The 26917-nt window shown below is 70.0% G+C and carries 23 protein-coding genes and 3 pseudogenes; 19 read left to right on the top strand and 7 right to left on the bottom strand.

Annotated elements, in window-relative coordinates:
- Positions 1–67: 67 nt before the first annotated feature.
- Positions 68–802 (bottom strand): FadR/GntR family transcriptional regulator, encoded by a 735-nt coding sequence (locus KK483_RS01865; protein ID WP_262003135.1) that lies wholly within the window; start codon positions 800–802, stop codon positions 68–70.
- Positions 803–1006: 204 nt separating this feature from the next.
- Between KK483_RS01865 and KK483_RS01860 the strand changes: the two genes are divergently transcribed.
- The 9 genes and pseudogenes from KK483_RS01860 to KK483_RS01815 all read left to right on the top strand — a co-directional run bounded on the left by KK483_RS01860 (position 1007) and on the right by KK483_RS01815 (position 8520).
- Entirely contained in the window at positions 1007–2245 is a 1239-nt protein-coding gene (locus KK483_RS01860; protein WP_262003133.1) for an aminotransferase class V-fold PLP-dependent enzyme, read from the top strand.
- The gene (locus KK483_RS01855; RefSeq protein WP_262003131.1) at positions 2242–3549 is read left to right on the top strand and encodes a sugar ABC transporter substrate-binding protein; all 1308 of its coding nucleotides are present in this window, start codon (positions 2242–2244) and stop codon (positions 3547–3549) included. Before KK483_RS01860 ends, KK483_RS01855 begins: the two co-directional genes overlap by 4 nt.
- Before the next feature lies 1 nt (position 3550).
- Positions 3551–4540 (top strand): carbohydrate ABC transporter permease, encoded by a 990-nt coding sequence (locus KK483_RS01850; RefSeq protein WP_262003129.1) that lies wholly within the window; start codon positions 3551–3553, stop codon positions 4538–4540.
- Positions 4537–5373, top strand: a complete 837-nt coding sequence (locus tag KK483_RS01845) for a carbohydrate ABC transporter permease (protein WP_262003127.1) — start codon at positions 4537–4539, stop codon at positions 5371–5373. The genes KK483_RS01850 and KK483_RS01845 overlap by 4 nt, the downstream gene beginning before the upstream one ends.
- A 141-nt stretch (positions 5374–5514) precedes the next feature.
- Positions 5515–6300, top strand: a pseudogene (cobF, locus tag KK483_RS01835) (precorrin-6A synthase (deacetylating)); the annotation flags it as partial.
- Positions 6301–6336: 36 nt separating this feature from the next.
- Positions 6337–6675 carry a glyoxalase superfamily protein gene (locus KK483_RS01830; protein ID WP_399015930.1) on the top strand — a complete coding sequence of 113 codons (339 nt, stop codon included), beginning with the start codon at positions 6337–6339 and terminating at the stop codon, positions 6673–6675.
- A gap of 122 nt (positions 6676–6797) precedes the next feature.
- Positions 6798–6968 (top strand): CsbD family protein, encoded by a 171-nt coding sequence (locus KK483_RS01825; protein WP_262003125.1) that lies wholly within the window; start codon positions 6798–6800, stop codon positions 6966–6968.
- Between the two features lie 184 nt (positions 6969–7152).
- Positions 7153–7323 (top strand): hydrophobic protein, encoded by a 171-nt coding sequence (locus tag KK483_RS01820; protein ID WP_242332444.1) that lies wholly within the window; start codon positions 7153–7155, stop codon positions 7321–7323.
- A gap of 192 nt (positions 7324–7515) precedes the next feature.
- Positions 7516–8520, top strand: coding sequence for a YihY/virulence factor BrkB family protein (locus tag KK483_RS01815; protein ID WP_262003123.1), 1005 nt, complete (start codon positions 7516–7518; stop codon positions 8518–8520).
- Here the strand turns inward: KK483_RS01815 and KK483_RS01810 are convergent.
- Positions 8430–9086, bottom strand: a complete 657-nt coding sequence (locus KK483_RS01810; protein WP_262003122.1) for a pyridoxamine 5'-phosphate oxidase family protein — start codon at positions 9084–9086, stop codon at positions 8430–8432. The two genes, KK483_RS01815 and KK483_RS01810, sit on opposite strands and share 91 nt — an antisense overlap.
- A 289-nt stretch (positions 9087–9375) precedes the next feature.
- Between KK483_RS01810 and KK483_RS01805 the strand changes: the two genes are divergently transcribed.
- From KK483_RS01805 to lysA, 5 genes are all read left to right on the top strand, one after another.
- Positions 9376–9648, top strand: coding sequence for a DUF5133 domain-containing protein (locus KK483_RS01805; RefSeq protein ID WP_262003121.1), 273 nt, complete (start codon positions 9376–9378; stop codon positions 9646–9648).
- 422 nt (positions 9649–10070) lie between these two features.
- Entirely contained in the window at positions 10071–12920 is a 2850-nt protein-coding gene (locus tag KK483_RS01800) for a PQQ-dependent sugar dehydrogenase (RefSeq protein ID WP_399013044.1), read from the top strand.
- A complete protein-coding gene (locus tag KK483_RS01795; protein WP_262003118.1) occupies positions 12917–14617 on the top strand; it encodes a ThuA domain-containing protein in 1701 nt (566 codons plus the stop codon). The genes KK483_RS01800 and KK483_RS01795 overlap by 4 nt, the downstream gene beginning before the upstream one ends.
- A gap of 419 nt (positions 14618–15036) precedes the next feature.
- Positions 15037–15489: an SAV_915 family protein gene (locus KK483_RS01790; protein ID WP_262003116.1), complete on the top strand. Its 453-nt coding sequence runs from the start codon at positions 15037–15039 to the stop codon at positions 15487–15489.
- 9 nt (positions 15490–15498) lie between these two features.
- Complete coding sequence (gene lysA, locus KK483_RS01785; RefSeq protein WP_262003114.1) at positions 15499–16887, top strand: diaminopimelate decarboxylase; 1389 nt, start codon at positions 15499–15501, stop codon at positions 16885–16887.
- 61 nt (positions 16888–16948) lie between these two features.
- Here the strand turns inward: lysA and KK483_RS01780 are convergent, their stop codons facing one another.
- The gene (locus tag KK483_RS01780; RefSeq protein WP_262003112.1) at positions 16949–18898 is read right to left on the bottom strand and encodes an amino acid transporter; all 1950 of its coding nucleotides are present in this window, start codon (positions 18896–18898) and stop codon (positions 16949–16951) included.
- A 498-nt stretch (positions 18899–19396) separates the two neighbouring features.
- Positions 19397–19885, bottom strand: a complete 489-nt coding sequence (locus KK483_RS01775) for a VOC family protein (RefSeq protein WP_262003110.1) — start codon at positions 19883–19885, stop codon at positions 19397–19399.
- A 106-nt stretch (positions 19886–19991) separates the two neighbouring features.
- On the opposite strand from KK483_RS01775, the gene KK483_RS01770 reads away from it, so the two are divergent.
- Positions 19992–20633, top strand: a complete 642-nt coding sequence (locus KK483_RS01770; protein ID WP_262003108.1) for a TetR/AcrR family transcriptional regulator — start codon at positions 19992–19994, stop codon at positions 20631–20633.
- Positions 20634–20766: 133 nt separating this feature from the next.
- On the opposite strand, the gene KK483_RS01765 is transcribed toward KK483_RS01770, so the two are convergent.
- Entirely contained in the window at positions 20767–21759 is a 993-nt protein-coding gene (locus KK483_RS01765; protein ID WP_262003106.1) for an IS481 family transposase, read from the bottom strand.
- 124 nt (positions 21760–21883) lie between these two features.
- Positions 21884–22483, bottom strand: a complete 600-nt coding sequence (locus KK483_RS01760; RefSeq protein ID WP_313877909.1) for a hypothetical protein — start codon at positions 22481–22483, stop codon at positions 21884–21886.
- Between the two features lie 166 nt (positions 22484–22649).
- Here KK483_RS01760 and KK483_RS01755 point away from each other — a divergent pair, with 166 nt between their 5' ends.
- The gene (locus tag KK483_RS01755) at positions 22650–24491 is read left to right on the top strand and encodes an APC family permease (RefSeq protein ID WP_262003105.1); all 1842 of its coding nucleotides are present in this window, start codon (positions 22650–22652) and stop codon (positions 24489–24491) included.
- A gap of 159 nt (positions 24492–24650) precedes the next feature.
- Here the strand turns inward: KK483_RS01755 and KK483_RS01750 are convergent.
- Positions 24651–24812 (bottom strand): annotated as a pseudogene (locus KK483_RS01750) (GNAT family N-acetyltransferase); the annotation flags it as partial.
- 130 nt (positions 24813–24942) lie between these two features.
- Between KK483_RS01750 and kdpF the strand changes: the two are divergent.
- The 3 genes and pseudogenes from kdpF to KK483_RS01735 all read left to right on the top strand — a co-directional run bounded on the left by kdpF (position 24943) and on the right by KK483_RS01735 (position 26834).
- A complete protein-coding gene (gene kdpF / locus KK483_RS01745) occupies positions 24943–25032 on the top strand; it encodes a K(+)-transporting ATPase subunit F (RefSeq protein ID WP_242332431.1) in 90 nt (29 codons plus the stop codon).
- A pseudogene (locus tag KK483_RS01740) lies at positions 25029–25274 on the top strand (hypothetical protein); the annotation flags it as partial. The gene kdpF and the pseudogene KK483_RS01740, both read left to right, overlap by 4 nt.
- Positions 25275–25814: 540 nt before the next feature.
- Entirely contained in the window at positions 25815–26834 is a 1020-nt protein-coding gene (locus tag KK483_RS01735) for a nitronate monooxygenase family protein (RefSeq protein ID WP_262003104.1), read from the top strand.
- Positions 26835–26917 lie beyond the last annotated feature (83 nt).

Here is a 26917-nt window from a genome sequence, read left to right as displayed (position 1 = left end):
CGCCCCGGCCGGACGTCCCGCGCTCCCGGCCCGGCGCCGGGCCCGGCGCCGAGCCGACTCGCCGCCGTCAGCCGGGCTCGTTCGCCGGCTCGTCCATGGCCTCCTCGGTCACGGCCTCCTCCGTCACGGGCGGACGGGTGGCGCTGAGCCAGCGTTCGCTGCGGGCGATGTGCGCGGCCGCCGCACTCGCCGCCGACGCCGGGTCGCGGTTCGCCAGGGCGGTGACGATCACCCGGTGGTCCTCGTCACCCGCCCGTTTGAAATCCGGCCCCTCGGGCAGCGCGAAGACACGGTAATGGCGGGAGCGGGACCGGAAGACCGCGAGCAGCGCCTCCATGGAGGGACTGCCCCCGATACGGGCGATCTCCGCATGGAAGCGGTGGTCGTGGTCGGCGAACTCCGCCGGGTCCACGCTGGCTTCGATCGTGTCGAGAAGGCCGTAGAGGGTCTCCAGCTCCTCGGGTGTGATCCGGGCGGCGGCCTGCGCCATCACGTGCGACTCCAGGACCCGCCGGATCTCGAAGAGCTCCAGCAGACCGTCGAGCGGGAGCAGTTCGATCGTCAGGGACAGCCTGCCGAGCAGGTCCTCCGGCCGCAGCTGTGAGACGAAGGTGCCCGAGCCGTGCCGGGCCTCGACCGCGCCGAGGGCGGCGAGCATGCGCACCGCCTCCCGCAGCGAACTCCGGGAGACCCCGAGCTCCTCGCACAGATCGCCCTCCGGCGGAAACCGCTGGCCGGCGCCGAGACGGCCGCTGGAGATCATGCGGCGCAGGCCGTGGAACGCCTTGTCGACTGCGGACATCGCTTCCTCCCGTGGTGGCCCGTGCGACACGGCCGGGCACGGACCAGTCTAAGCAAGTCGTCATACATTGCTCCGGGTGATGACCAAAGTCATCAGATAACTGTGGCCGAACTCTTGCTCTTGAGCCCGGTGATGGGCAGTATTTCGCCCCAGTCATCACACCTCTTCTGGTGGTTGTCTGATGTCCAGCCTGCTTGGAGCCTTGTGAGCACGACAGACCTCACCACTGCACCGCGCCCTCTCACACTCGCCGACGGCCGCCCCGCCGCCGCCGCATGGTCGCTCGATCCCGCGGTGAAACACCTCAACCACGGGTCGTTCGGGGCGGTCCCGCTGCCGGCCCAGGAGGAGCAGAACCGGCTGCGCCGGCAGATGGACGCCTCGCCCGTGCAGTGGTTCCCCGCACTGCCGGAGAAGGTCGCCGCCGCACGAAGCTCGATCGCCGGCTTCCTCCGGGTCGCGGCCGACGACCTCGCCCTCGTCCCCAACGCCAGCGCCGGCGCGAGCGTGGCCTATGCCAATGTGCCGGCACGGCCCGGCGGCGAGGTCCTGGTCACCGATCACGGCTACGGCGCCGTGACCATGGGCGCCGAACGCCTCGCCCGCCGCTGGGGCGGCACGCTCCGCACGGCCCATGTGCCGCTCGACGCCGACGCCCACACCGCCTACGAGTCGGTGGTGGCGGAACTGGACGAAGCGACCGGCCTGATCGTCCTTGACCACATCACCTCGGCGACCGCCCGCTGGATGCCGGTGGAGCGGATCGCCGAAGAAGCCCGCAGACGCGGCGTCCCGATCCTCGTGGACGGCGCCCATGTGCCCGGACTTGCCGACGACCCCCTCTCCGGGCTCGACTGCGACATCTGGGTCGGCAACCTCCACAAGTTCGGCTGCGCCCCGCGAGGCACGGCAGCGCTGGTGGCGCGCACGGAACTGCGCGACAGCCTCCACCCGCTGATCGACTCCTGGGGCGCTCCCGAACCCTTCCCCGCCCGCTTCGACACCCAGGGGACCGTGGACGCCACGAGCTATCTCGCCACGCCCACCGCCCTCGGCTTCGTCGAGGACACCTGGGGATGGGCGACCGCCCGCACCTATATGCGCGAACTGGCCGACTACGCGGAACGGATCATCGCGGCGGCCTTCTCCGAACTGACCGGCGAGGACTGCCGCGTGGACGTGGGCATGCCGGTCAACGCCCTGCGGCTGGTGAAGGTCCCCGCCCCGCTGGCCGCCACCCACGCCGAGGCCGACGCGCTGCGCGACCGGGTGGCGCGGGAGCTGGGGGTCGCGACGGCGTTCACCAGCTTCGGCGGCGTCGGCTATCTGCGCCTGTCGACGCACGTGTACAACACGGCGGCCGATTACGAGTACTTCGCCGAGCGCTGCGTCCCCGTGCTCGGCGCATGGTCCCGCAACCAGTCCCACGGAGGACAGCGATGAAACGCAGGAACGCAGTCGCCGCTCTCGGCCTCGCCCTCACCATGACCGTGACCGGTTGCTCCGCCATGGGCGGCGGCTCCAGCGACGGGACCGTCACACTGCAGATGGTCGAGAGCCTGACCAACCCCGCCCGTACGGAGGTCCTGAAGCAGCTCATCGCGGACTTCGAGCAGCAGAACCCGAAGATCAAGGTCAATCTGGTCTCGCCGCCGACCGGCCAGGCGGACCAGAAGATCCAGCAGATGCTGCAGTCCGGCAGCGGTGTCGACACGCTGGAGGTCCGGGACATCACCGTGGGCTCGTGGTCGAACAACGGCTGGCTCCACGACATGAGCACGGACCTCACGTCCTGGCCGGGCTGGCAAGCGCTGACGGACAACGCTGTCAAGGCCGCCAAGGACCCCGAGGGCAGGACGTATTTCGTGCCCTACGGCTTCTACGGACTGAGTCTGTTCTACCGGACCGACCTCACCAGCCAGGCCGGGTACGCCGAGCCGCCCGGCACCTGGGAGGAGCTGCTCGAACAGGCGAGCGCGATCCAGGACACGGGCAAGCGCCGCTACGGCTACGCCTTCCGGGGCGGCCCCAACGCGAACAGCAACGTCACGGCCGTCATCGAGGCGTACGTCGCCGACAGGATCGACCCGGCCAACGGGTACCGGCTGGCCGACGGCAGCACGATCTTCGCCGCACCGGAGGCGCGCGAGGCATTGAAGACGTACTTCGACCTGTTCGAGAAGGGCTCGCCGCCCTCCTCCGTCGCCTGGGGCTACCCGGAGATGGTCGAAGGGTTCTCCAACGGTTCCACGGCGTTCCTGCTCCAGGACCCGGAAGTGATCGCGACCCTGCGGGAGTCCAAGGCGATCAAGGAGGACCAGTGGACCACCGCGCCCCTGCTCGCCGGTCCGGGAGGGAAGGCCGTCCAGCCGCTGGCGACCGCCGGCTGGGGCGTGGCCAAGGGAAGCAAGCACAAGGCCGAGGCCGTCAAGCTCGTCGAGTTCCTGTCGGAGGGCGAGGCATCGACGACGTTCGCCAAGAAGAACAGCCTCGTACCGATCCTGAAGCAGGCCGGCGAGGACAGCTTCTACAAAACCGGGCCGTGGGCCAGCTACGTGACGATGAACCAGAACCCGGACACGTACCTCACCGTCACCCAGCCCCGTGATGTGGCCTGGTTCACCGAATGGACGCAGAAGGCCGACGCGGACGTCCAGAAGGTGCTGCTCGGCAAGATGACACAGGAGCAGCTGCTCGCCGACTGGGACGCGTACTGGACCGCCAAGTGGAAGAACGAGAAGGGCTGACATGAAGGCGGGCACGGCTTCCCCACGGCACGAACAGACGCACCACCCCTCCCGCGGGGCGGGGGGTGCCCGTCCCGTCAGGACGGCCGGCGGCGGCCGGCGCAAGCGGGAGTTCACCACCCACCGCGGCCTGGTGATCTGCGCCTTCACGGCGCCGGCCGTCATCTTCGTGGCAGTGTTCACGTACTACCCGATGGTGGCCGGCAGCCAGATGGCCTTCCGGCACTGGAACCTGGCGGACCTCACGGACAAGTCGTTCGTCGGTCTCGGCAACTTCCAGGCGGTCTTCGGCGATCCGCTCTGGGGCACCGTGCTGAGCAACACCGCCCTGTGGGTGGTCGCCTCGATCGCGCCCCAGCTCGTCATCGGGTTCGCGCTGGCCCTGTGGCTGCGGCGCCGTTTCCGCTTCCGCGGGCTCTACCAGGCGCTGATCTTCTTCCCGTGGGCCATCTCCGGCTTCCTGATCGGCATCCTGTTCCGCTGGATGTTCAACAGCGAGTTCGGGGTCGTCAACGACCTGCTGATGAAGGCGCATCTGATCGACGAGCCGGTGGCCTGGCTCGCCGACCCGAAGACGGCCATGGTCGCCATCATCGTCGCCAACATCTGGTACGGCGTGACCTTCTTCGCGATCATGATCCTCGCCGCCCTGCAGTCGATCCCCGACGAGATCTACGAGGCGGCGGCGCTGGACGGTGCGGGCAAGGCCCGCACGCTGTTCCGGATCACGATCCCGTACATCCGGGCGACGCTGGCCCTGACGGTGCTGCTGCGCGTCATCTGGATCTTCAACTTCCCGGACATCATCTTCGGGACCACGGGCGGCGGCCCGAACAACGAGACGCACATCGTGACGACCTGGATGATCAACATCACCCAGCAGGGCGACTACGGAAAGGCGTCCGCCCTGGGCCTGCTGGTGGTCGCCGGGCTCCTGCTGTTCTCGGTCTTCTACCTCACGGCCACCCGAGAGAGGGGAGCGAAATCGTGAACACCAAGGAGTCCCGGGCCGGAAAGACCGCCAGGATCGCCTTCCTCACGCTCTGGCTGATCTTCACCGTCTTCCCGCTGTACTGGATCGCCATCACCTCGTTCAAACCCGCCGGCGCCATCTTCACCTTCCCCCTCGCGTACTGGCCCGAGGACTTCTCCCTGGAGAACTACGCCGGTCTCTTCGACAAGTCCCAGTTCGGCGTCTACCTCACCAACAGCCTGATCGTGGCCACGGTCGCCGGCACGGTCGCCACCTTCGTCTCGATGCTGTCGGCCTACGTGCTGGCACGCTTCGAGTTCCGCAGCAAGACCGCCCTGCTCATGGCCGCCCTCGTCACCCAGATGATCCCCGCCTTCATCGCGCTGGGACCGCTGTATCTGCTGATGACCGATCTGCAGCTGGTCGACAACCGGTTCGGGCTGATCCTCGTCTACATCGCGGTCTGCATACCGTTCTGCACGGTGATGCTCCGGGGCTTCTTCGAGAACATCCCCGACACCCTCGAAGAAGCCGCCATGATCGACGGCTGTTCACGCTTCGGCGCGCTGTTCCGGGTGCTGCTGCCGGTGATGCGGCCGGGGATCATCGCCGCCTTCATCTTCAACTTCGTGAACTGCTGGAACGAGCTCTTCCTCTCCGTCACGCTGATGAACAGCGACGACAACAAGACCGTTCCCACGGCGCTGAACGGCTTCATCTCCAGCTTCAACATCGACTGGGGTTCCATGTCCGCCGCGGCCGTCCTGACCATCCTGCCCACCATGGTGCTCTTCGCCATCGCCAGCAGGCACATCGTCCAAGGGCTCACGGCCGGCGCCGTCAAGGGCTGAGCGGTGAGGCCGTGAACCGCGCCTTCGGGACCACCCTCACCGACGGCGTACGCTTCGAAGGCCACCTGCCCCACGCCGTGTTCGCGACCGCCGGCCTGAGGCAGGCACGAGACCCGATCGCCCGCCCAGAAGGCCATCACCATGACCACGGAGAGAGACCAGCGCCACATCCTCGTCATCGGTATCGGAGCCGGCGACCCGGACCATCTGACGCTCGCGGCGGTGAAGGCGATGCGCCGCGCCGACGTCTTCTTCATCCTCGGCAAGGGGGAGGGCAAGTCCTCGCTGACCGACCTGCGCCGGCACATGCTGGACGAGCACGCCCGCACGCAGTACCGCCTCGTCGAGGCCGAGGATCCCTGGCGCGAGCGCACCCACGAAGACCGTGGCGAGTACACCGCCGCGGTCCATGACTGGCGGAGCCGGCGAGCCGACGTCTGCGAACGCCTCATCCGGGAGGAGCTGGCGCCGGGAGACACGGGCGCGTTCCTGGTGTGGGGCGATCCCGCCCTGTACGACAGCACCCTCGGCATCCTGGCCGGGATCGAGGGACGGGGAACGGTGGCCTTCGACGTCGAGGTCGTTCCGGGAATCAGCAGCGTCTCCGCGCTGGCGGCACGGCACCGGATCACGCTGAACCAGGTCGGCCGCCCCGTCCACATCACCCCCGCCCGCCGGCTGCCGGAGGCGTGCCTCAACGACGACGGCGACATCGTCGTGATGCTCGACGCCCATGAGTCGTTCACCAAGGTCGACGGCGACGATGTGTGGATCTACTGGGGTGCCTACCTCGGCACACCCGACGAACTCCTCGTCTCCGGCCGCTTGTCGGACGTCGCGGAACGCATCCGCCGCATCCGCGCCGAAGCACGCGCCCGCCACGGCTGGATCATGGACACGTATCTGCTGCGCATCGCCGACGCACCGGCGGACGACGGCACCGCCGTTCCGCACCGGGACCCGGTGGAGAGTGACGAGGAGGCGATCCCCGTCCTCCGGGTCGCCGACGCCGCCACGGCCGTCGCCTGGTACGAGCGCCTCGGGTTCGCGAAGCAGTGGGAGCACCGGTTCGAGCCGGGGTTCCCGGCCTTCGTCGAGATCGCGCGCGGTGAGGTGAAGCTGTTCCTGTCCGAGCACACGGGCGATGCCCGCCCGGACACGCTGGTCTACCTGAGTGTGCGCGACGTCGACGCGATCGCCGCCGAGTTCGGGGTGGCGGTGACCTCCGCTCCGTGGGCGCGTGAGGTCGAACTCCGCGACCCGGACGGCAACCGCCTGCGAGTGGGCACGCCGGTGGAGTGAATCCGCCGGCCACCGGACACCGGCCACCGGACACCGGCCACGTCGGCCGGTTTGCCCCCTGTGGCCCCGGGTACCCGGCTGTCCTCGAACCAGTGACCCACAGGACGAGGGAGGCCGGCACAGTGAGCGACGCGAAGAGGTCAGCCCGTGCGCAGCAGGCGAAGGGCGCGGTGAAGGAAGCTGTCGGGAGGCTCATGGGCAACGAGCGGATGACGGCCGACGGCCGTTCCGCGCGGGCGCGGGGCGAACTGCGGGAAGCCGCCCACAAGATCCGGGACGCCTTCCGGCGATGACCGCACCGGCCGCGTGCCCAGTGAGACAGTGGCCCATCTCGACGAGAACACAAGGGGCGGTGGTCCTGACGACCACCGCCCCTGTCGTATGCCCCGACAGAAACGGAATCCCACGGGAATTCGCCGAGGGAGTCCGTGTGTTGTGCGAATTCCCGGGTACGCGGATTCCGGGAGGATGATAAGCATGGTTCCGTTGCTGCTTGTTCTGCTGCTCGCCCTGCTTCTTTTCGGCGCGGGTTTCGCACTCAAGGCACTCTGGTGGATCGCGGTCATCGTGCTGGTCGTGTGGCTGCTCGGATTCGTGGTCCGGCCGCCGGCGACCGGAGGCCGCCGCAGCCGCTGGTACCGCTGGTAGAGAACGCGCACGAGAAGGCATCGGTGCAACTCGGGGTGTTTCCCGGGAAATTCCCAGGAAAATCCTGGGAAGTGTCCGCGAAATTCCCAGGCAGAGGATGGGCCCCGACAGTCCGTCGGGGCCCATCCTTTCCTTTCGCTCCGCTCCGCATTCCCGAAGAGGACCGCCGAACGGGACCCCTCAGGAGACGACATGCAAGGTGACCCCACGCGCACCGGACCATCGCGGCGCACCGGCGCCGCCCTCGGGGCGGTTCCCTCACGGGACGAGCTGCTCATGTCCCTGCGCCGGACGCCCTTGTCCGTGTGGAACGAGGACGTCACCGACTGGGCCGCGGCGCTCACGTACTACGCGGTCCTGGCGCTGATCCCCCTGCTGCTGGTCACCGTGTCGCTCACCGGGATCGCGGACGCCTCGCAGACCGGGTCCCTGATCGAGCGGGCGGCCGGGCTCGTACCGCCCCAGGCGCGTCCCGTGCTGGAAGGAGCGCTGCGAGGCACGGCCGGGCGCCACTCGGAGGCGTGGGCGGTCGCCTTGGTCGGCTCCCTGGGCTCGCTGTGGTCCGCCTCCAGCTATCTGGCGGTCTTCCGCCGCGCTCTGCACGCGATGCACGGGGTGAAGGACCGGCGCTCCGCCTGGCGGACGGTGCCACGTGTCGTCGCCATGGCCTGCGCGCTGCTCGTCGCCCTGGTCTCCAGCGCCCTCGTGCTCACGCTCAGCGGGGACTTCGCCGCCGCCCTCCTCGGGGCCCTGGGCCTCGGCGGCGCCGCGGCAGCCACCTGGGACGTGCTGAAGTGGCCGCTGCTCCTCTGCCTCGCGGCCACGATGGTGCTGGTGCTGTTCCGATCGGGACCCGCTCCGGCACGCGGGGGTCTGCAGCGGGTGCTCGGAGGCGGTCTGGCCGTCGTCCTGTGGCTCACCGCCTCCGTCGCCTTCGCGGCGTACACGGCGCATGTCGGCACCTACGACCGGCTGTACGGGCCGCTCGCCGGCTTCATCGTGTTCCTGGTCTGGCTGTGGGTGTCGAACCTCGCGCTGCTGACCGGTGCGCAGTTCAACGCCGAGCTCGCGAGGGCGAGGGCGCGGGCGCGGGCCCGGTGGCCCGGTCAGGTCCGGTCCGGCAGCGGGTCGGCGGGCGTCGGTGTCCACGCCCCCTCGCACTGCGCGGGCGGGAGCGGGGAGCGTGGGGCGAAGTAGTCGGCGTCCTTCGGCCGGTCGGCCTGCGGGCGCGGGCGCGGCGCGGGCTCCAGGTGCGGTATGTGCTTGGAGCAGTGCACGTACGCCTCCTCCACCGTGATGTGCACCCACAGTTCGGGCCGTCTGCCCGGAGCGGAGTCCACGGGCAGGTGGGGGTGGGCCCGTCGCTGCTCCTCGTCCCGGTGCAGCCGCGCCGTGCCGTTGACGTGCAGGCCGATGTGGTCATGGGTGAAGTCGACGAAGAGCAGGCCGATGTGCGGGTTCTCGGCGATGTTCCCCGCGCTGGCGAGCACGCCGTTGCCGCGGTACTCGGGGTAGGTGAGCGTGCGGTCGTCCAGGACGGTGACGAAGCCCGGGGGGCCGGCGCGGAAGGTGACGTCGCAGGCCCCGGCGGCGTCCGCCGTGGACAGGAACGCCATGGTCTGCCGTCCGATGAAATCGGCCATCTGCGGGGTGAGGCGGGGCTGCACCTGACGCTCGTAGAAGGTGCCGGCCTGGTCGGTCGTGCTGAGCAGCTCCTGCAGCCGGCGTTCGCCTGCGGAGCCGGAGGACTGGGTGGAGTTCACGGAACGCTCTGTTTCCCTGTGGGCCGTCGGTCGGGTGAGAGGTCGGGTGAGAGGTCGGGGGAGAGGTCGGGGGAGAGGGAGCTCCGGCACTCTAACGCCGTGTCAAACGTGCTGTCGCCGGTCGTGCGGATGTACGGCGCCACGACGGACCCCGGTCACGCCCGGGGGCGGGGCCACCGGCGCGGCAGCCGCCCGTCGGCCCCGTGAGGGGCGTTTGATGGAACGGCATGGCCTGGTGAATGCGGGGCACATGGTGAACACATCAGAAGAAGGAGTGGACGCTGTGTTGATGCCGGACCTCAAGGCGCTGCGGAGTCTCCTGGCGCGCTACGCGGACCTGCGCATTGCCGCACCGAAGAACGAGGAGAGCCGTATCGCTCTCCATGACGTGACCTGCACGTTGTGTGGGATGACAGCCACCGGCACCATCGAGGAAGCGCTCGAGAAGGCCGACGAGCTCCTCCACAGCGCGGCGACCGCGACGTCGGTGCCCCCGCCCTCGACGGACTCCACCGCACCCGTGCCGCGCCCGGACGACGACGAGGTCACCCTGGTCGCCTGACGGCACCGGTGGGAGCGCCCCCGGGCCGGACAGCGAATGCTGTCCGGCCCGGGGGCGTTCGTGTACGGCGTCCGCGGTCGAAAGGTCCCTGGACGGACGGCCGTTCGGGCCTGTCCGGTGTGCCGTCGGCGGTGACGTCGAGCGAGTGGCCGTTGAGCGAGTGGCCGTCGGGCAAGTGGTCGTTGAGCGAGTGGCCGTCGGGCAAGTGGTCGTCGGGCGAGTGGCCGACTTTCGTCCCGTTCGGGAAGAAGTCTGCATTCCCGCCGTCAAAGGTCTTGGCGTGACCGTGTCAAGCCTCTACGTTTGCCGCAGAACAGCCCCCATCGGCACGCCCGTTCGTCCCGTTCACCCACGGCACGGCACGGCGCGACGGCGCGCGCCCTGCCTGGCTTCCCCACAGTCAGGAGAAGGGGGACATTCCCATGTCCGCTCCCAGCAGATCCCGTATACGAAGGCGCCGCCTGAAGGCTGTCGGGTCGGCCCTGGTGTTCTTGGCCGCCGCGGCCGTGATGTCGGTCGTTCCGCAGACCGCCGCGCAGGCCCACGAGCCCGTCGACCCCGCAGACTTCCAGCAGGTCCAGATGGCGCGCGGCGAGGCGTCCATGGGCGAACCCATGTCGCTCGCGGTGCTGCCCGACAACTCGGTGCTGCACACCTCGCGCGACGGCAGACTGCGGCGCACCGACACCTCGGGCACCACCGCGGTGATCGGCACCCTGCCCGTGTACGCCCATGACGAGGAGGGACTGCAGGGCGTAGGCGTCGACCCCGCCTTCTCCACCAACCGGGCGGTCTATCTCTACTACGCGCCGCCGCTCTCCACCCCGGCGGGCGACGCCCCCTTCGACGGGACCGACTGGTCGGCGTGGCAGGGCGAGAGCCGGCTCTCCCGGTTCACCCTCAACACCGACTGGACGCTCAACACCGCCAGCGAGAAGGTCGTCCTCAGGGTCCCGGCCGACCGCGGCATCTGCTGCCACGTGGGCGGTGACATCGACTTCGACTCCGCGGGCAACCTCTACCTCTCCACCGGCGACGACTCCAACCCGTTCCAGTCCGACGGATTCGCCCCGCTCGACGAACGCACGGGCCGCAACCCGGCCTTCGACGCGCAGCGCACCTCGGCCAACACCAACGACCTGCGCGGCAAGATCCTGCGGATCAAGGTGAACGCGGACGGTAAGTACTCCATACCCTCGGGCAATCTCTTCGCGCCCGGCACCGCCCGCACCAGGCCCGAGATCTACGCCATGGGCTTCCGCAACCCGTTCCGGATGAGCGTGGACAAGGGGAACGGCACCGTCTACGTCGGCGACTACGGCCCCGACGCCGGCTCCGCCTCGGCAAGCCGCGGCCCGGGCGGCCAGGTCGAGTTCAACCGGATCACGGCGCCGGGCAACTACGGCTGGCCCTACTGCACCGGTACGAACACGACGGCCGAGACCTACACCGAGTACACCTTCCCGTCCGGCCCCGCCGGTGCCAAGTACAACTGCACCGGTGGACCGGCCAACAACTCCGTCCGCAACACCGGCCTGGCCACGCTGCCCGCCGCCAAGACCTCGTGGATCCGCTACGGCGGTGAGGCGGGCAGCCCTCCGGAGTTCGGATCGGGTTCGGAGTCGCCGATGGGCGGCCCGGTCTACCGGTACGACGCGGGCAGCGCCTCGGACGTCAAGTTCCCGCAGGAGCTCGACGGCCATTTCTTCGCCGGTGAGTTCGGCCGCCGCTGGATCAAGACGATCGACGTCAACGCCGACGGCAGCCCCGGCAGCATCGGCGCCTTCCCCTGGACGGGCACCCAGGTGATGGACATGGCCTTCGGTCCCAACGGCGCGCTCTACGTCCTCGACTACGGCACGGGCTACTTCAACGGCGACGCCAACTCGGCGCTCTACCGCATCGAGTACGTCGGCGGCGGCAACCGCTCGCCCCTCGCGAAGGTCTCGGCCGACAGGACCTCCGGCCCGGCCCCCCTCGCGGTGTCCTTCTCCTCGGCCGGCTCCTCCGACCCCGAGGGCGCAGCCCTCAGCTACTCCTGGGACTTCGGCGACGGCACCACCTCGACCTCGGCCAACCCCGGCCACACCTACAGCGGCAACGGCCAGTACACCGTGGTCCTCACCGTCCGCGACCCCGACGGCAACACCGGCACGGCGAGCCTGCCGGTCACGGTCGGCAACACCGCCCCCACGGTCACGGTGAAGCTGCCGGTCAACGGCACGCTCTTCTCCTACGGCGACAGCGTGCCGTACGAGATCACCGTCTCCGACCCCGAGGACGGCACGATCGACTGCGCGAAGGTCAAGATGACCTACGTGCTGGGACACGACAGCCACGGCCATGCGATCACCTCGAAGAACGGCTGCACGGGCGCCATCACCGTGCCGGTCGACGGTGAGCACGACGACGCGGCGAACATCTTCGGAGTCTGGGACGCCGAGTACACCGACAAGGGCGCAGGCGGTCAGCCTGCGCTCACCACGCACGCACAGAGCGTCACACAGCCCCGCCACCGCCAGGCCGAGCACTTCTCCTCGTCCTCCGGCATCGACGTCATCAGCAAGGCCGCGGGCCAGGGCGGAAAGACCGTCGGCAACATCCACAACGGCGACTGGATCGCCTTCACCCCGTACGCACTGGGCGATGCGAAGCGGTTCACCGCCCGGGTCTCCTCGGGAGGGACCGGCGGCACACTGGAGGTGCGGGCCGGGTCCGCCACCGGCACGCTGCTCGGTGCGGCCACCGTTCCGGTGACCGGATCCTGGGAGACGTTCGCCACGGTCACGGCCACGCTGAGCGGCGCACCCGCCGGCACGACCACGCTGTACCTGGTCTTCAAGGGCAGCGGCTCGGCGGCGCTGTACGACGTCGACAGCTTCGACCTCGGGCAGCCGGGTCCGATCACGGGTCTGGCGGGCAAGTGCGTCGATGTCCGTGACGCGGCCACGGCGGACGGGACTGCGGTCCAGCTGTACACCTGCAATGGGACTGCCGCCCAGAAGTGGAGCCGGGTCGGGCCGAGCTTCCAGGCGTTCGGCAAGTGTCTGGACATCGCGGGTGGTGCCACTGCCAACCGTTCGCTGGTGCAGCTGTACACGTGCAACGGTACGGGTGCGCAGAGGTGGGAGGTCTCCACCAACGGCACTCTGCGTAATCCGCAGTCCGGCCGGTGTCTGGACGTGCCGGGCGGCAACTCCGCCGACGGTACCCAACTGGCCATCTACGACTGCGTGCCCACATCCCCCAACGAGCAGTGGGTGATCTCATGAGACTCCCGGGACGACGAGCGGCGGGCACGGGCCTTGCGGTGGCCGCGGCGGCGCTGACCGCCCTCGGCCCGTCGGCGGTCGCCGACGCGGATGCCGCCGACACCGCGTACGAGGTGCTGGTCTTCAGCCGGACGGCCGGCTTCCGGCACGATTCCATCCCCGCCGGAATCCAGGCGGTGAGGGACCTGGGCTCGGCCCACAACTTCACCGTCACGGCCACCGAGGACCCGGCCGCCTTCACCCCGTCCAACCTCGCGGGCTACGAGGCGGTGGTGTTCCTCAACACCACCGGCGATGTGCTGAACGACACCCAGCAGGGCGCCTTCGAGTCGTACATCCGCGGCGGCGGCGGTTTCGTGGGCGTGCACGCGGCCGCCGACACCGAGTACTCCTGGCCGTTCTACGGCCAGCTCGTCGGAGCCTGGTTCGACTCCCACCCGGCGATCCAGCAGGCCACCGTCAAGGTCCAGGACCGCGCGCACCCGGCCACCTCGCACCTCGGCCAGAACTGGCCGCGCACCGACGAGTGGTACAACTACCGCACCAATCCGCGCTCCACGGCCCATGTGCTCAGCACACTCGACGAGTCCTCGTACAGCGGCGGCACCATGGGGGCGGACCACCCGCACACCTGGTGCAAGACTTACGAGCGCGGCCGGTCCTTCTACACCGGCAGCGGCCACACCCAGGAGTCCTACGCCGACAGCGCCTTCCGCGCCCAACTGCTCGGCGGCATCCGGTACACCGCCGGTCAGGCCGCCGCCGACTGCCGGCCCGAGAACGGCTACACCACGCTCTACAACGGCTCCACGACCGGCTGGTCGCAGACCGGCCCCGGATCCTTCACCAACACCGACGCCACACTGACCACGGCCGGTGGACTCGGCCTCCTCTGGTACAGCGCCCAGGAGTTCACCTCCTACTCCCTGAAGCTGGACTGGATGATGCCCGGAGACGACAACTCGGGCGTCTTCATCGGCTTCCCGGCCAGTTCCGATCCCTGGTCGGCCGTGGACAACGGCTACGAGATCCAGATCGACGCGACCGACACGCCCGACCGGACCACCGGCGCGGTCTACGGATTCGCGTCGGCGGACCTCGCCGCCCGGGACGGTGCGCTGAATCCGCCCGGCGAGTGGAACACCTACGAACTGCTCGTGGAGGGCGAACATCTGCAGGTGTTCCTGAACGGGGTGAAGATCAACGACTTCACCAACACCGACCCCGCGCGCTCCCTGCAACAGGGTCACATCGGACTGCAGAACCACGGCAGCGGCGACGACGTGCGCTTCCGCAACGTCCGGATCAAGGCCCTGACGGGTCCGATCACCGGTCTGGCGGGCAAGTGCGTCGATGTCCGTGACGCGGCCACGGCGGACGGGACTCCGGTCCAGCTGTATACCTGCAACGGGACCGCCGCCCAGAAGTGGAGCCGGGTCGGTCAGACCTTCCGGGCATTCGGCAAGTGTCTGGACATCGCGGGTGGTGCCACTGCCAACCGTTCGCTGGTGCAGCTGTACACGTGCAACGGTACGGGTGCGCAGAGGTGGGAGGTCTCCACCAACGGCACCCTGCGTAATCCGCAGTCCGGCCGGTGTCTGGACGTGCCGGGCGGCAATTCCGCCGACGGTACCCAACTGGCCATCTACGACTGCGTCCCCACATCCCCCAACGAACAGTGGAAACTGCCCTTCTGAAGCACGCCGGGGCGGCAGCAGACGCACGCCGCGCCGTGACACCTCACGGCGCGGCGCGCGCGGCCCCACGCTCGGACGCGTGGCCCACGCTCGGCACGCGCGGCCCCTCGGCCCACATGCCCTCGGCCCACATGCCCTCGGCCCACATGCCCTCGGCCCCGCATGCCCACGGACCGCATGCCCACGGCCCACATGCCCACGGACCGCATGCCCACGGACCGCTCGCGGGAGACGCCCCGAGGCGGTGCGGGGCTGCCCGGGCACCACCGGGCCCGTCAGCGGCGCGTTACGGGTGGGGGTCTTTCCGTCAAGCATCCGTCAGTGAGACGGCCGGACACCTGGCAGGCGGGCATAGCGTCACGGGAGAACGTCCGGCCGACCCGGCCGGGTGGCGCATTCGCCTCCTGAGGAGCGCAACCATGTCGTCAGTCGATCATTCCGAGGACCCGGAGCCTTCTGAACGCGTCCCGGCCGGACCTCTCTTCGTGCCCGTCCGGCCGGGACGCACCGGCTGCACAGCCCGGTTCTTCCGTACCCCCCTGGGCCGCCGCACGGCCGTCGGCTTCACCTCGGCGGAGAGGCTCGCCGCCACGCTGGGCGAGGACCAGCCCCGTATCAGGCTCTCCGAGCCCGCGCTGCGCGCACTCGCCGCGCCCCTGGGCGTCACCGCCCTCACCATCGACCCGCAGCTCTCCGCCCCGGCGCCCGCGGCCGGTCCGGCCCTCGCGGCCGCCCCGGCCCCCGCCCCCGTGTTCACCACGGGCCCCGACCGCGAGAGCGCCCGGCGTGACGGGGATCCGCAGCACGCCGGTGTCCTGCCGGTGACCGGCGCCGCCGCGGTCGTCTCGTGTCCGAACCTGCTGCTCGGCTGAGGAGACGTCATGTCCATTTCGCTGCCTTCAGAGGCTGCTCTTCCTGCCCAGGCCGCGCTGCCGACGGATCCGCAGAGGCCCGCCCGGCGTACAGGCGACACCGACGGACTGTCCGTCTGGCCCGGATCCGCACGCCCCGAGGCCGACGGCGATGTCACCGTCGGCGGGGTGTCCCTCGCCGAGGCGGCCGACCGCTTCGGCACGCCCGCCTACGTGCTCGACGAGGAAGAGGTCCGGGAGCGCTGCCGCACCTACCGCACGGCGTTTCCCGAGGCCGATGTCGTCTACGCGGCCAAGGCTTTCCTGTGCCGCGCCCTCGTGCACTGGGTCATGGAGGAGGGCCTGGGCCTCGACGTCTGCTCCGGGGGAGAGCTGGCGCTCGCCGTCACCACCGGCTTCCCGCCGGAGAAGATCGTGATGCACGGCAACGCCAAGAGCCCGCAGGACCTGCACGCCGCCGTACGGCTCGGTGTCGGGCGCATCGTCATCGACAGCACGTCGGAGATCGCGCCACTGGCCGCGATCGTGCCCGCGGGCACCCGCCAGCAGGTCATGGTGCGCGTGGTGCCGGGCATCGCAGCCGGCGGCCACGCCAAGGTGCGCACCGGCACGGACGACCAGAAGTTCGGCCTGTCGGTCACGGACGGCTCCGCGCAGCACGCCGTCGCCCGGGTCCTCGGGCAGCGGAGGCTCGAACTCGTCGGACTGCACTGCCACATCGGCTCGCAGATCGCCACGGCCAAGCCGTACGTCGCAGCGGTGCGGCGCATGGTCGGCCTGATGGCCAGGATCCGCAGGCAGCACGGCATCACCCTGCCGCAACTGGACATCGGCGGCGGCCACGCCATCGCTTACCGCCCCGGCGAGGAGAGCCTGGACGCCGGCGTCCTGGCCGGCCGGATCCGCGCCGAACTCGAAGAAGGCTGTGCACGGGCCGGGCTGCCCGTGCCCCGGCTCACCCTGGAACCGGGCCGGGCGATCGTCGGCCCCGCCGGCGTGGCCGTGTACCGGGTCCTCGCGGTCAAGCGCACCGGCGAGCACATCTTCGTCGCCGTCGACGGCGGCATGAGCGACAACCCGAGGCCCGCGCTGTACGGGGTCAGGTACGCCCCCCGCCTCATCGGCCGTCCGACCTCGGCGCCGCCCCGCCTCGTCACCGTGGTCGGCCGGCACTGCGAGGCGGGCGACGTCCTGGCGGACGAGGTGCCGCTGCCGGGCGACGTACGGCCCGGCGATCTGCTCGCGGTGCCGGCGGCCGGGGCGTACCACCTGTCCATGGCCTCCGGCTACAACCTGGTCGGCCGCCCGCCCGTGATCGCCGTGTCGGACGGCCGAGCCCGCCTGCTCGTACGCCGCGAATCGCTGGACGACATGAGCCGCCGGGACATCGGCCTCTAGGCGTTGTCGGCGGAGGGCCGCTCCTCTCGTACGGCGGGCTGGGCACCCGGGAGCGCGTCGTTCAGCCGACGTGGACGCGTGGGCGGTGCGCCCGGTCCGGTTCGGCCTCGCGGAGCACCTCGCGGGTGACGGGGGCGACCTCGCCCTGGCCGAAGAGGAAGAAGCGGAGGAAGTTGGCGAACGGGTTGCCCTCGGACCATTCGAAGTAGATGTGCGGGCGCCGGCCGGTGACGTCGCGTACGTGCAGCAGGAAGGCGGCCAGGGCGTTGGGGATGGAGGAGCTCTCCAGGGTCAGGACGCGGTAGCGGCCGTGCAGCACTTCGCCGCGTACGGCCAGGTGCGCCTCGAACTCCGAGGGGTCGCCGACGGTGACCTCGACGAAGACGAGGTCGTCATCGGCCGGGATGTCGTTGTCGGCGCGGATCTGGCGGATCTTGTCGCGGTACTCGGCGATGTCGCGTGAACCGGGCTCGTTGGCGATGAAGCGGGCGGTGCGATGGGAGATGTCGCGGACGAAGCGGTCGGCCATGTCGTCCAGCGTCACGCCCGTGACCCGCAGTTCGAAGGCGCGGGCGAGCCGGGACGCCAGGGACAGCAGGATGATGCCGGCGATGAAGCAGGCGCCGATCTTCACGCCGTCGGGGCGTTCGACGATGTTGAGGGCGGTGGTGTAGAGGAAGACCGCCGAGATGACGGCGAAGGCGATCGTCCAGTTGCGCTGCCCGGCGCGGCGGGCAGCGATGGTCACCGCGATCGACGCGGAGCAGATCAGCACGAGGACACCGGTGGCGTACGCGCCGCCCTGGGCGTCGACGTCGGCATCGAAGATCCAGGTGACGAGGAACGCCACGAGGATGAAGACGATCACCATGGGGCGTACGGCGCGCGCCCAGTGCGGGGCCATGCCGTAGCGGGGGAGGTACTGGGGCATCAGGTTCAGCAGCCCGGCCATGGCGGACGCGCCGGCGAACCAGAGGATGGCGATGGTGGCGACGTCGTAGACCGTGCCGAAGGCGCTGCCCAGGTGCTCGTGTGCCAGGTAGGCGAGGGCGCGTCCGTTGGCCTGGCCGCCCTGCTCGAACTCCTTGGCCGGGATGAGCAGGGTGGTGATGAAGCTGGTGGAGATCAGGAACACGCTCATGATCAGCGCGGCGGTGGTCAGCAGTTTCTTCGTGCCCCGGATGCGCCCCGCGGGCTTCTCCTGCGTGTCGCCGGGCTCGCCCTCGACGTGCGGCATCACCGCGACGCCGGTCTCGAAACCGGACAGGCCCAGCGCCAGCTTGGGGAACACGATCAAGGCCACTCCGATCATGGCCACAACGCTGCCGTGCTGGGTGGTCAGGGCGGTGGACCAGTCGGTGACGACATGGGACTCGGTGGCGATGTGCCACAGCCCCACCACCACGATGACCGCGTTCAGCGCCAGATAGACCCCGACCAGGGCGACGGCGACGCCGATCGCCTCCAGGAAGCCCTTGAGGAACACCGCCCCCAGCAGCGCGATCAGCAGCAGGGTGACGAGCATCTGCCGGCCGTGCAGCCAGGCGGGGATGTGCGGGTTCTCGATCAGGTGGATGGAGGAGTCCGCCGCCGACAGGGTGATGGTGATGAGGAAGTCGGTGGCGGCGAAGCCGAGCAGGGTCAGGACGAACAGTTTGCCCTTCCAGAACGACAGCAGCCGCTCCAGCATGGCGATGGAACCCTGGCCGTGTGGGCTCTCCTCGGCCACCCGCCGGTAGACCGGCAATGCGCCCGCCAGGGTGACGACCACCAGGACGATGGTGGCGATGGGTGACAGCAGCCCGGCCGCGAGCGCGGCGATGCCCGGCTGGTAGCCGAGCGTGGAGAAGTAGTCGACGCCGGTCAGGCACATGACCCGCCACCACCGCTGCCCCTTGTGCGCGGCCGGCGGACCGGCGGGCGCCCCCTTCTGGTGCCTGGCCATGTCGGACAGACCTTCCAGCATCCACGCGCGAAAGCGGCTCGTGCGAGCGGGGGAGGGCGTGGTCATCCGTGCTCCTGACTGGCTGACGTACGACGATCGATTCCGGCCATCGCGGGAGACGGCCTGATCAGCGTAGGCAGGAGCGGCGCCACCGACCGTGCGAGCGCACGCGCGCCGAAGGGCCCACACGGGCACCCGAGCGGTCCTGTGAGACGGCGCAGAGAGGTACGAGGGAGGGCTGCGGGGCGGCTGAACCGCAACAAACCCAGGCGAAACACGTCTTGGTGCGTGCCTGCGGCTGCCGCGTGGGGGCTGTTCGGGCAACGAAACCCCCGTGATCCGGGAGGTGTCAAGAAAGCGTTAGGAATTCCCAAGGCGTCGCACATATGGCGCAATTGCGACGGTGGCAGCGCTCTGCCGCGCGTGCCGAGTTCCTGCTGACTCGACGCGCGGCTGCGGTTGGGGCTGTGGTTGGGGCTGGGGCTGGGGCTGGGGCTGGGGCTGGGGCTGAGGCTGCGGTCGCGGGTGCGACCGCCGACCTGCTTCGTGCCTCGATGATCTGGATCAAGACCTTCGCCCGGACCGTTCGCTCGTCACAACCGAGTGCGCGTCCTCACTGCGCACAGCCGTTTCCTCCGTGTACTGGTTGGCGTACTCCTCGGTGGGCGGGGTGGTCGTGATCACGTCGATGAGGACTCCGTCCGGTGCGGCGATGATGAAGTGGCGCTGGCCGAAGTCCTCCGTTCGCAGCGAGAGCAGTTCGGGCAGGCCGGCCGCGCGGACCAGGCGGCGGTGTTCTGCGTCCACGTCCGCCACCTCGAAGTTCAGCAGCAGGCCGCCTCGGGTGGGGGTTCTGTGGCCCTCGGGGAGGGTCGGGTGGTTGTGGTCGAGCAGGGCGAGTTCGTAGTGCGGGGCGTCCGGGCGCCGCAGGCTGACGTACCAGTCCGCATCGAAGGTCACCGTGAAGCCGAGGTGGCGGGTGTAGAACTCGCGTGCTGCCGCCACGTCCTGGGTGCAGATGACGGGGTAGAAGCTGTCGAGCCTGGTTTCCATCGCATGACTCCTCGAAGGCGCGTGGCGCGATCTCACATACCTCAGGTATGTGAACTTCCAGGTAGCATACCTGGGGTATGTGAAAAGGGAAGGGTGGTGCGCAGCTGTGCCGGACGGACGGGCGACGGGAAAGCGCGCGGCGCAGCGGGCGGCGACCCGGCGGGCGCTGCTGAGTGAAGGGCGGCGGCGCTTCGCCGCCGACGGCTACCAGGGGGTGGTTCTCACCGAGGTCGCCCAGGCGGTCGGCGTCACCAAAGGGGCCGCCTACCACCACTTCGAGAGCAAGGCCGGGCTGTTCCACGCGGTGGTCGCCGACGTTTTGCAGGAGCTGGGCGAGCGGGTCGCCGCGGCGGCCGAGGAGGTGTCCGACCCTTGGGAGCAACTGCGGGCCGGCTGCCGGGCCTTCCTCGCCGCCGGCTCAGACCCGTCCATGCGGCGCATCGTCCTGGTCGACGCGCCGACCGTCTTGGGGTGGGAGGAATGGCGTGCCCTGGACGAGGAGTCCTCGGCCCGACACCTGAGAGATGCCCTGTCGACCCTGGTCGAGACCGGTGTCATCACGGCGCAGCCGGTCGAGCCGCTGACGCAGATTCTGTCCGGCGCGATGAACGAGGCGGCGCTGTGGGTGGCCCGGAGCGGGAGCCCCGAAGCGCTGGACTCGGCCGTCGAAGCGCTGGACCGACTCCTGGCCGGGCTCCGCACGCAACGAGCGAAGCCCGCCCAAGTGCGCACCGGCAGTACCTCGTGATCACGACCCGATACGCACCCCAGGTCGTGTCTTCACCGTCCCGTCTGCCCGGCGGGGTCCGGCACGCACGGCACGCACCAGACGCCGCCGGGCCCGCCCCTTCGGGCTGACGACACCACTTTGCAGACGTTCCCTAGCTGTATTGCCTGGGGACGTTGGTCAACCTGGTGATGGGTGGTTTGCCGCCGGTCGCGGTGTGGGGGCGGTGGTGATTGTAGTGATGGAGCCAGGCTGGCAGGGCTTTACGGCGGGCTGATTCGCTGGGGTAGAAGCGGCCGAGGGCCCAGCCGTCGGCGAGGGTGCGGTGGAAGCGTTCGACCTTGCCGTTGGTCTGTGGCCGGTAGGGGCGGGTCTTCTTCGGTGTGATGCCGAGCTCGGTGCAGGCTTGTGTCCAGTGCCGGGAGCGGTAGGCCGAGCCGTTGTCGGTGAGGACCCGCTCGATGGTCACCCCTCGGGCGGCGAACCAGGCTACCGCGCGCCGCAGGACGTCGACCGCGGTGGCGGCCATCTCGTCGTCGCGGATCTCGGCGTAGGCGACGCGGGAATGGTCGTCGATGACGGTGTGGACGAACGCGGTTCCCAGTAGTGGTCCTCGGTACTTGTTGCGGGGCTTGTCGGGTGTTGCGGCACGGTTCTTGCGGCCCTGGACGCGTCCGACGTAGCGCCAGCCGCCGCCGTCGGGCACGTTCCCGAGCTTCTTGACGTCGATGTGGAGCATTGCGCCGGGATGATCGTGCTCGTAGCGGCGGACCGGCTCGCCGGTGGCGCGGTCGATGTGGGACAGGCGGTTGATCCGGCAGCGGGTCAGGACTGCGTGGACGGTGGAGGCGGGCATGCCCAGCCGTCCGGCGATCTGGACCGGGCCCAGACGTTGCTTCCAGCGCAGGTGCACGATCTTGCGGACCAGCGGCTGCGGTGTTCGGGCAGGACTGCGGTGCGGCCGGGAGGACCGGTCAGCCATCGCCGCCGGCCCGGACTCGGCGTAACGGTCGGCCCACCGCTTGGCGGTCGGCCAGGACACGTCGTAGCGTTCGGCCGCACGGGCGACCGGCCAGCCGTCATCGACAATCAGACGCGCCAGCCGAAGACGGGCACGGGGAGTCAAAGCAGCGTTAGCGTGAGACACGAAGGCCTCCTGGTTGGCGGAGCGGTTCCTCGACAGCTCCACTCCACAACCGGAGGCCTTCCCCATCTCACAGATTCAGACCGTGTCGTCACACAAACTCGACCAACCTGGCTGGGCAGTACACCTAGCGCAGCCCTGAGACGGTGAAGACCGTGCGGGCGGTCTCACCGTCGATCCTCCGTGACAACTGATTCAGGGCGGTCGCCCCGCACAGCAGCGTTCCGCGGCCCAGGGATGCCCGGGCTCCTGCGTCCAGATGGCGCCACAGCTGTGGATGGGTGACGAGGAGTGCCGGGTCCAGCTCGACGCGGCCGCCTTCCAGGTCGCGCAGGACCAGGCGCTGGGAGATGCCGTCGGACCAGCGGACGGATACCAGCCGGTCGGTTCTGACGTGCCGCTGTCGCAGGAGTCTGCGCGAGGCCAGCCAGCCTTCGCCGGCCGTCACTCGTGCGGGCATCAGCACGGCGAGCAGCAGGGTCGCGAGCCCTGCCCACAGGACGGCACGCGGGGCGCTCAGGCGGCCGGAGCCGCCGTCGATCAACAGGAGCAGCGTGAGGAGCAGGCAGGCGCAGCCGATCGCTGCCCGTCGTTCACGGGCCCAGTCCGTGTTGGAAGCATGCTGTCCGGGGGGTTCCGCCTTGTCGGCCTCGCGCCCCGGAACGCCTCGTGTGACCCGGTCCATGAAGTCGACGCTAGGGGCGGCGAGCGCTTCCGGCAGGTCCATTGACGCAGAGCTGACGCGGTGTCGACTCGTCTTGACGCCCCCCTGACGGCCTCCGTCAAGAACGCGTGAAGACCTCGCCGTCCCGTGCCAAGAATGCGCCAGTGCCACGCGGGACCGGCCCGTACCGGGGACACCCTGAGCGGACCTGAACCGAAGGAGTACGTGCATGTCCGCACCGACCACCGAGGCGCTCCCCGCCACGAGCGTCGAGGAGCCCCCCGATACCGGCGCGCGCCACAAGCTGACCGCCGTCACCGGTCTCGCCGCGCTGTCGCTCGACGCGATGGCCTCGGTGGCGTACGGGCCCGAGGCGATCGTCCTGGTCCTCGCCGCGGCCGGCGGTTACGGACTCGGGTTCACCCTGCCGGTCACGCTCGCCATCGCCGGCCTGCTCGCGGTGCTGGTCGCCTCGTACCGCCAGGTCATCGCCGCCTTCCCGGACGGCGGCGGCTCCTACGCCGTCGCCAAGTCGCACCTCGGCAGGCGCACCAGTCTCGTCGCCGCCGCCTCGCTGGTCCTGGACTACGTCCTGAACGTCGCCGTCGCGGTCACCGCCGGCGTCGCCGCGCTCACCTCCGCCTTCCCCGGCCTCTACGGCGACCGCTTGTGGCTGTGCCTCACGGTCCTCGTGCTGATCACGGGTGTGAACCTCCGGGGCATCGTCGACTCGGCGAAGGCGTTCATCGTGCCGACGGTCGTCTTCATCGGCTCGATCCTGGTCCTGATCGTCGTCGGTCTGTTCCGCGACGCCCCCGCCTCCACCGAGGCGGCCGCCGGCCACGCCTCCGTCCTCGCGGACAACGCCACCACGGTCGGCGCACTGCTCCTGCTGAAAGCCTTCGCCTCCGGCTGTTCGGCCCTCACCGGCGTCGAGGCGATCGCCAACGCCGTACCGTCCTTCCGCGCCCCGGCCGTCCGCCGCGCCCAGCACGCCGAGATCGCACTCGGCGCGCTGCTCGGTGTGATGCTGATCGGGCTGTCCGTGCTGATCTCCCGATTCGGGCTCCAGCCGGTCGAGGGCGTCACCGTCCTCGCCCAGCTCGCGGACGCCTCCATCGGCCACAACATCGGCTTCTACGTCATCCAGTTCGCCACCATGGTCCTGCTGGCGCTCTCCGCCAACACCTCTTTCGGCGGACTGCCGGTACTGCTGAAGCTGCTGGCCCGCGACAACTACCTGCCGCACGTCTTCGGACTCAAGGCCGACCGGCAGGTCCACCGCCACGGTGTGCTCGCCCTCGCCGGGGTCTCCGCCGCCCTGCTCGTCTTCTCCGGTGGTGACACCAACACCCTCGTGCCGCTCTTCGCGATCGGCGTCTTCGTCGGCTTCACCATCGCCCAGACCGGCATGGTCCTGCACTGGCGGAAGGCGCGTGGCCCGCGCTGGACGGGCAAGGCCCTGCTCAACGGCCTCGGCGCGCTGCTCACCGGCGTCGCGGCGGTCGTGGTGACGGCGACCAAGTTCCACGACGGCGCCTGGCTGATCGTCGTCGCGCTGCCGCTGCTCGTCGTCGCGTTCGAGCTGGTGCACCGGGCGTACGGGAGGATCGGCGAGCGCCTCGGCGTCGGCCGGATCCCCGAGCCGCCGCACCGGGAGCGCTCCCTGGTCGTTGTTCCCGTCTCCTCGCTGACGCGGCTCACGAGCGAGGCGCTCACCGCCGCGGTGTCGCTCGGCGACGAGGTCCGCGCGGTCACCGTCTGCCACCCGGACGCGGAGGACCGCGCCGCCACCGAGGCCCTTGCCCGCGACTGGGCACTGTGGAACCCGGGCGTGGAGCTCGTCCGGGTGCCATCGGAGTGCCGAACCCTGGGCCGGCCCGTCGCCGACTACGTACGCGAGCTGGCGGTCACCGACCCCGGTGTCCAGGTCACGGTGCTGATCCCCGAGGTCGAACCGGCGCATCTGTGGCAGCGGATACTGCAGAACCAGCGCGGCGCCGTGGTCGCGCACGCCGTGCGACGCGACACGGACGCCGTGATCTGCCGGCTGCGCTTCCGACTGGACTGACCGCGGGCCGTCAGGCCGCCCGCCGCTCCCGTGGTGCGGCGGGCGGTCCGCCGCATGATGCACGTATGCGTACGTGCTCCAGCCGGAACCCGCCGTCCAGGCGAGCAGCCTGCTGGGGCGGTTGTCGCGAGAGCACGCCCAACTCGCGGTGCGGCCCCGGGCGGCGATGTCCGCGCACAGGCGGGTGACACAGGCCAGCGCGAGGTGCCGTCGGCGGTGGTCGGGGGTGGTGACGACGGCGACGTCCTCGTAGGCACGGCCGAGGAAGTACGTGCAGGCGACGGCCAGGATCGCTCCCTTGTGGAACGCGGATCTCGTCAAGGCAGCGTCAGCATCCGGGGAATCGGCGCCAGGGTGCCGTCAAGGTGGCTGTGCGCACGGCCCGCCAGGGGTTTTCGTGGTGCCACGAAGGTCAGCCAAGGGTGCGTTCGGAAAAGGGAGTTGATCGCTGATGAGTGTGGAGAACGTGGTCGGACTCATCGTCGCCGTCTGTCTGCTCGGCTATCTCGTGGCCGCCCTCATCAACCCGGAGAAGTTCTGAAGCTCGACGAACCGCCGGGCGGCGCATCGCGGCCGCCGACCCGCCCGGGACGGCTCAAGGTCTTCCTCGGTGCCGCCCCCGGCGTCGGCAAGACCTACCGGATGCTCGACGAGGGCAGGCGCAGGGCCGCGCGGGGCACCGACGTGGTGGCGGGATACGTGGAGTGTCACGGCCGTCCGCTGACCGAGGCGAAGCTCGACGGCCTGGAGGCCGTGGAGCGGGCCCGGATCGAGTACCGCGGCCGAACGTACCGGGCTGCCGCAACGCCGAACGCCGGCAGGACGTGGAGGAACCAGGGGGTCGGCGGGGCCACCCGCACGTGCGCTGACGAGGGGGGCGTTCGCGGCCCTGTCCGGCGCCGGCACCCACCCGTGTGCGGCAGGAACTGACGCCGCCTCACCAAGTCGTGAGGTACGGACGGGATTCAGCGCCCGGCATTGCAGCACCTTGCCGTCGCAATACGGTAGGCCGTGGCTCCGCGACACCACCCCTCCGTCCGGACCGCGGCGTTCAGGTCACGGTTCCGGTCGGTTTTCGAGATGCCGAGCGACCCAATTGGTTGAAGCCTCTACGAGCCATCTCGCCTGCAACGCTAGGCCCGCATGGTCCGACAGTCAAACATTTGGAGTAAAAGGTAATAAAAGGGACGCGATGCAGTCGGTCGTCACACAATGTCAACCGTCGGGCGCGCACTGCCTCCTGGTGCAGCGCCAGATGTCACGGTGAGGAGGCCGGTCATGACGGGGCGGCAACGAGCACGTACGTTCTGTGACAGGTTCGGCATGCGACTGCCGGTCATCCAGGCGCCGATGGCAGGAGCCTCTCCTCCGGAACTCGCGGTTGCCGTGGCGCAGGCCGGGGGCATGGGCGCCGCCGGCGTACTGCTGGAGACCCCGGATCGAATCGCGGAATGGGCGGATCGGTTCAGGGCGCGTTCCTCCGGCGCCTTTCAGCTGAACGTCTGGATTCCGGAACGGGCCGGCCCGGACCCGGCGTGGCGACAGCGTCTCGCGGAAGACGCCCGGACGTTCCTCGGCCGATTCGGCACTCCTGGCCGGCCCGCCGGAACCGAGCCGCCGGTGTTCCAGGAGCAGTGCGAGGCCATGCTCGCCGCGGGCCCGTCAGTGGTCTCCTCCATCATGGGTCTCTTCGAGCCGGCGTACGTGAGTCGCCTCCACGAGCAGGGCATCGCCTGGTTCGCCTGCGCCACCACCCTCGATGAGGCACTCGCCGCCCAAGAGGCCGGTGCGGACGCGGTCGTGGCACAGGGGATGGAGGCAGGGGGGCACCGGGGAAGCTTCGACCAGGAGGACGCCGAGCGCATCGACGTCGGACTGTTCGCTCTGCTCCCCTGGTTCGCCGATCATCTGCGTGTGCCGATCGTCGCCGCCGGAGGCATCGCCGACGGGCGCGGAGTGGCCGCCGCGCTGAGCCTGGGGGCGAGCGCGGTCCAGGTGGGAACCGCCCTGCTGCGCTGCCCCGAAGCCGGCACCAGCCCGGAGTGGAGTGCCGCGCTGAACGGTCTGGCGCCCGACGCGACGATGACCACCCGCGCCTACACCGGTCGCCTGGCCAGAGCGGCGCCCACCCCCTACCTCAAGGCGTGGACAGAGCCCGGCGCGGCGAATCCCGCACCTTTCCCGGACCAACTGAGCCTCGTGAACGAGTGGCGGCAGGGTCAAGCGAGCGGCGTGGACCGAGCCGCCCACTGGGCCGGGCAGAGCGCCGCCCTGGCCGCCGAGCGACCTGCCGGCCAGGTGGTTGCCGATATGTGGCGGGAAGCCTGCGAACTGCTCGCCTGACCGCGGCTCCTTCCAGGGGTGGTTGTGAGCGCACAGCGGGCCAGTGCGTGCAGGTCTACGCGGCGGTCGAGGTCACGGCGGAG

This window comes from Streptomyces sp. FIT100, assembly GCF_024584805.1.
In the GTDB taxonomy this organism is placed as follows: Bacteria; Actinomycetota; Actinomycetes; order Streptomycetales; family Streptomycetaceae; genus Streptomyces.
This window is presented reverse-complemented; position numbering and strand designations above follow the sequence as displayed.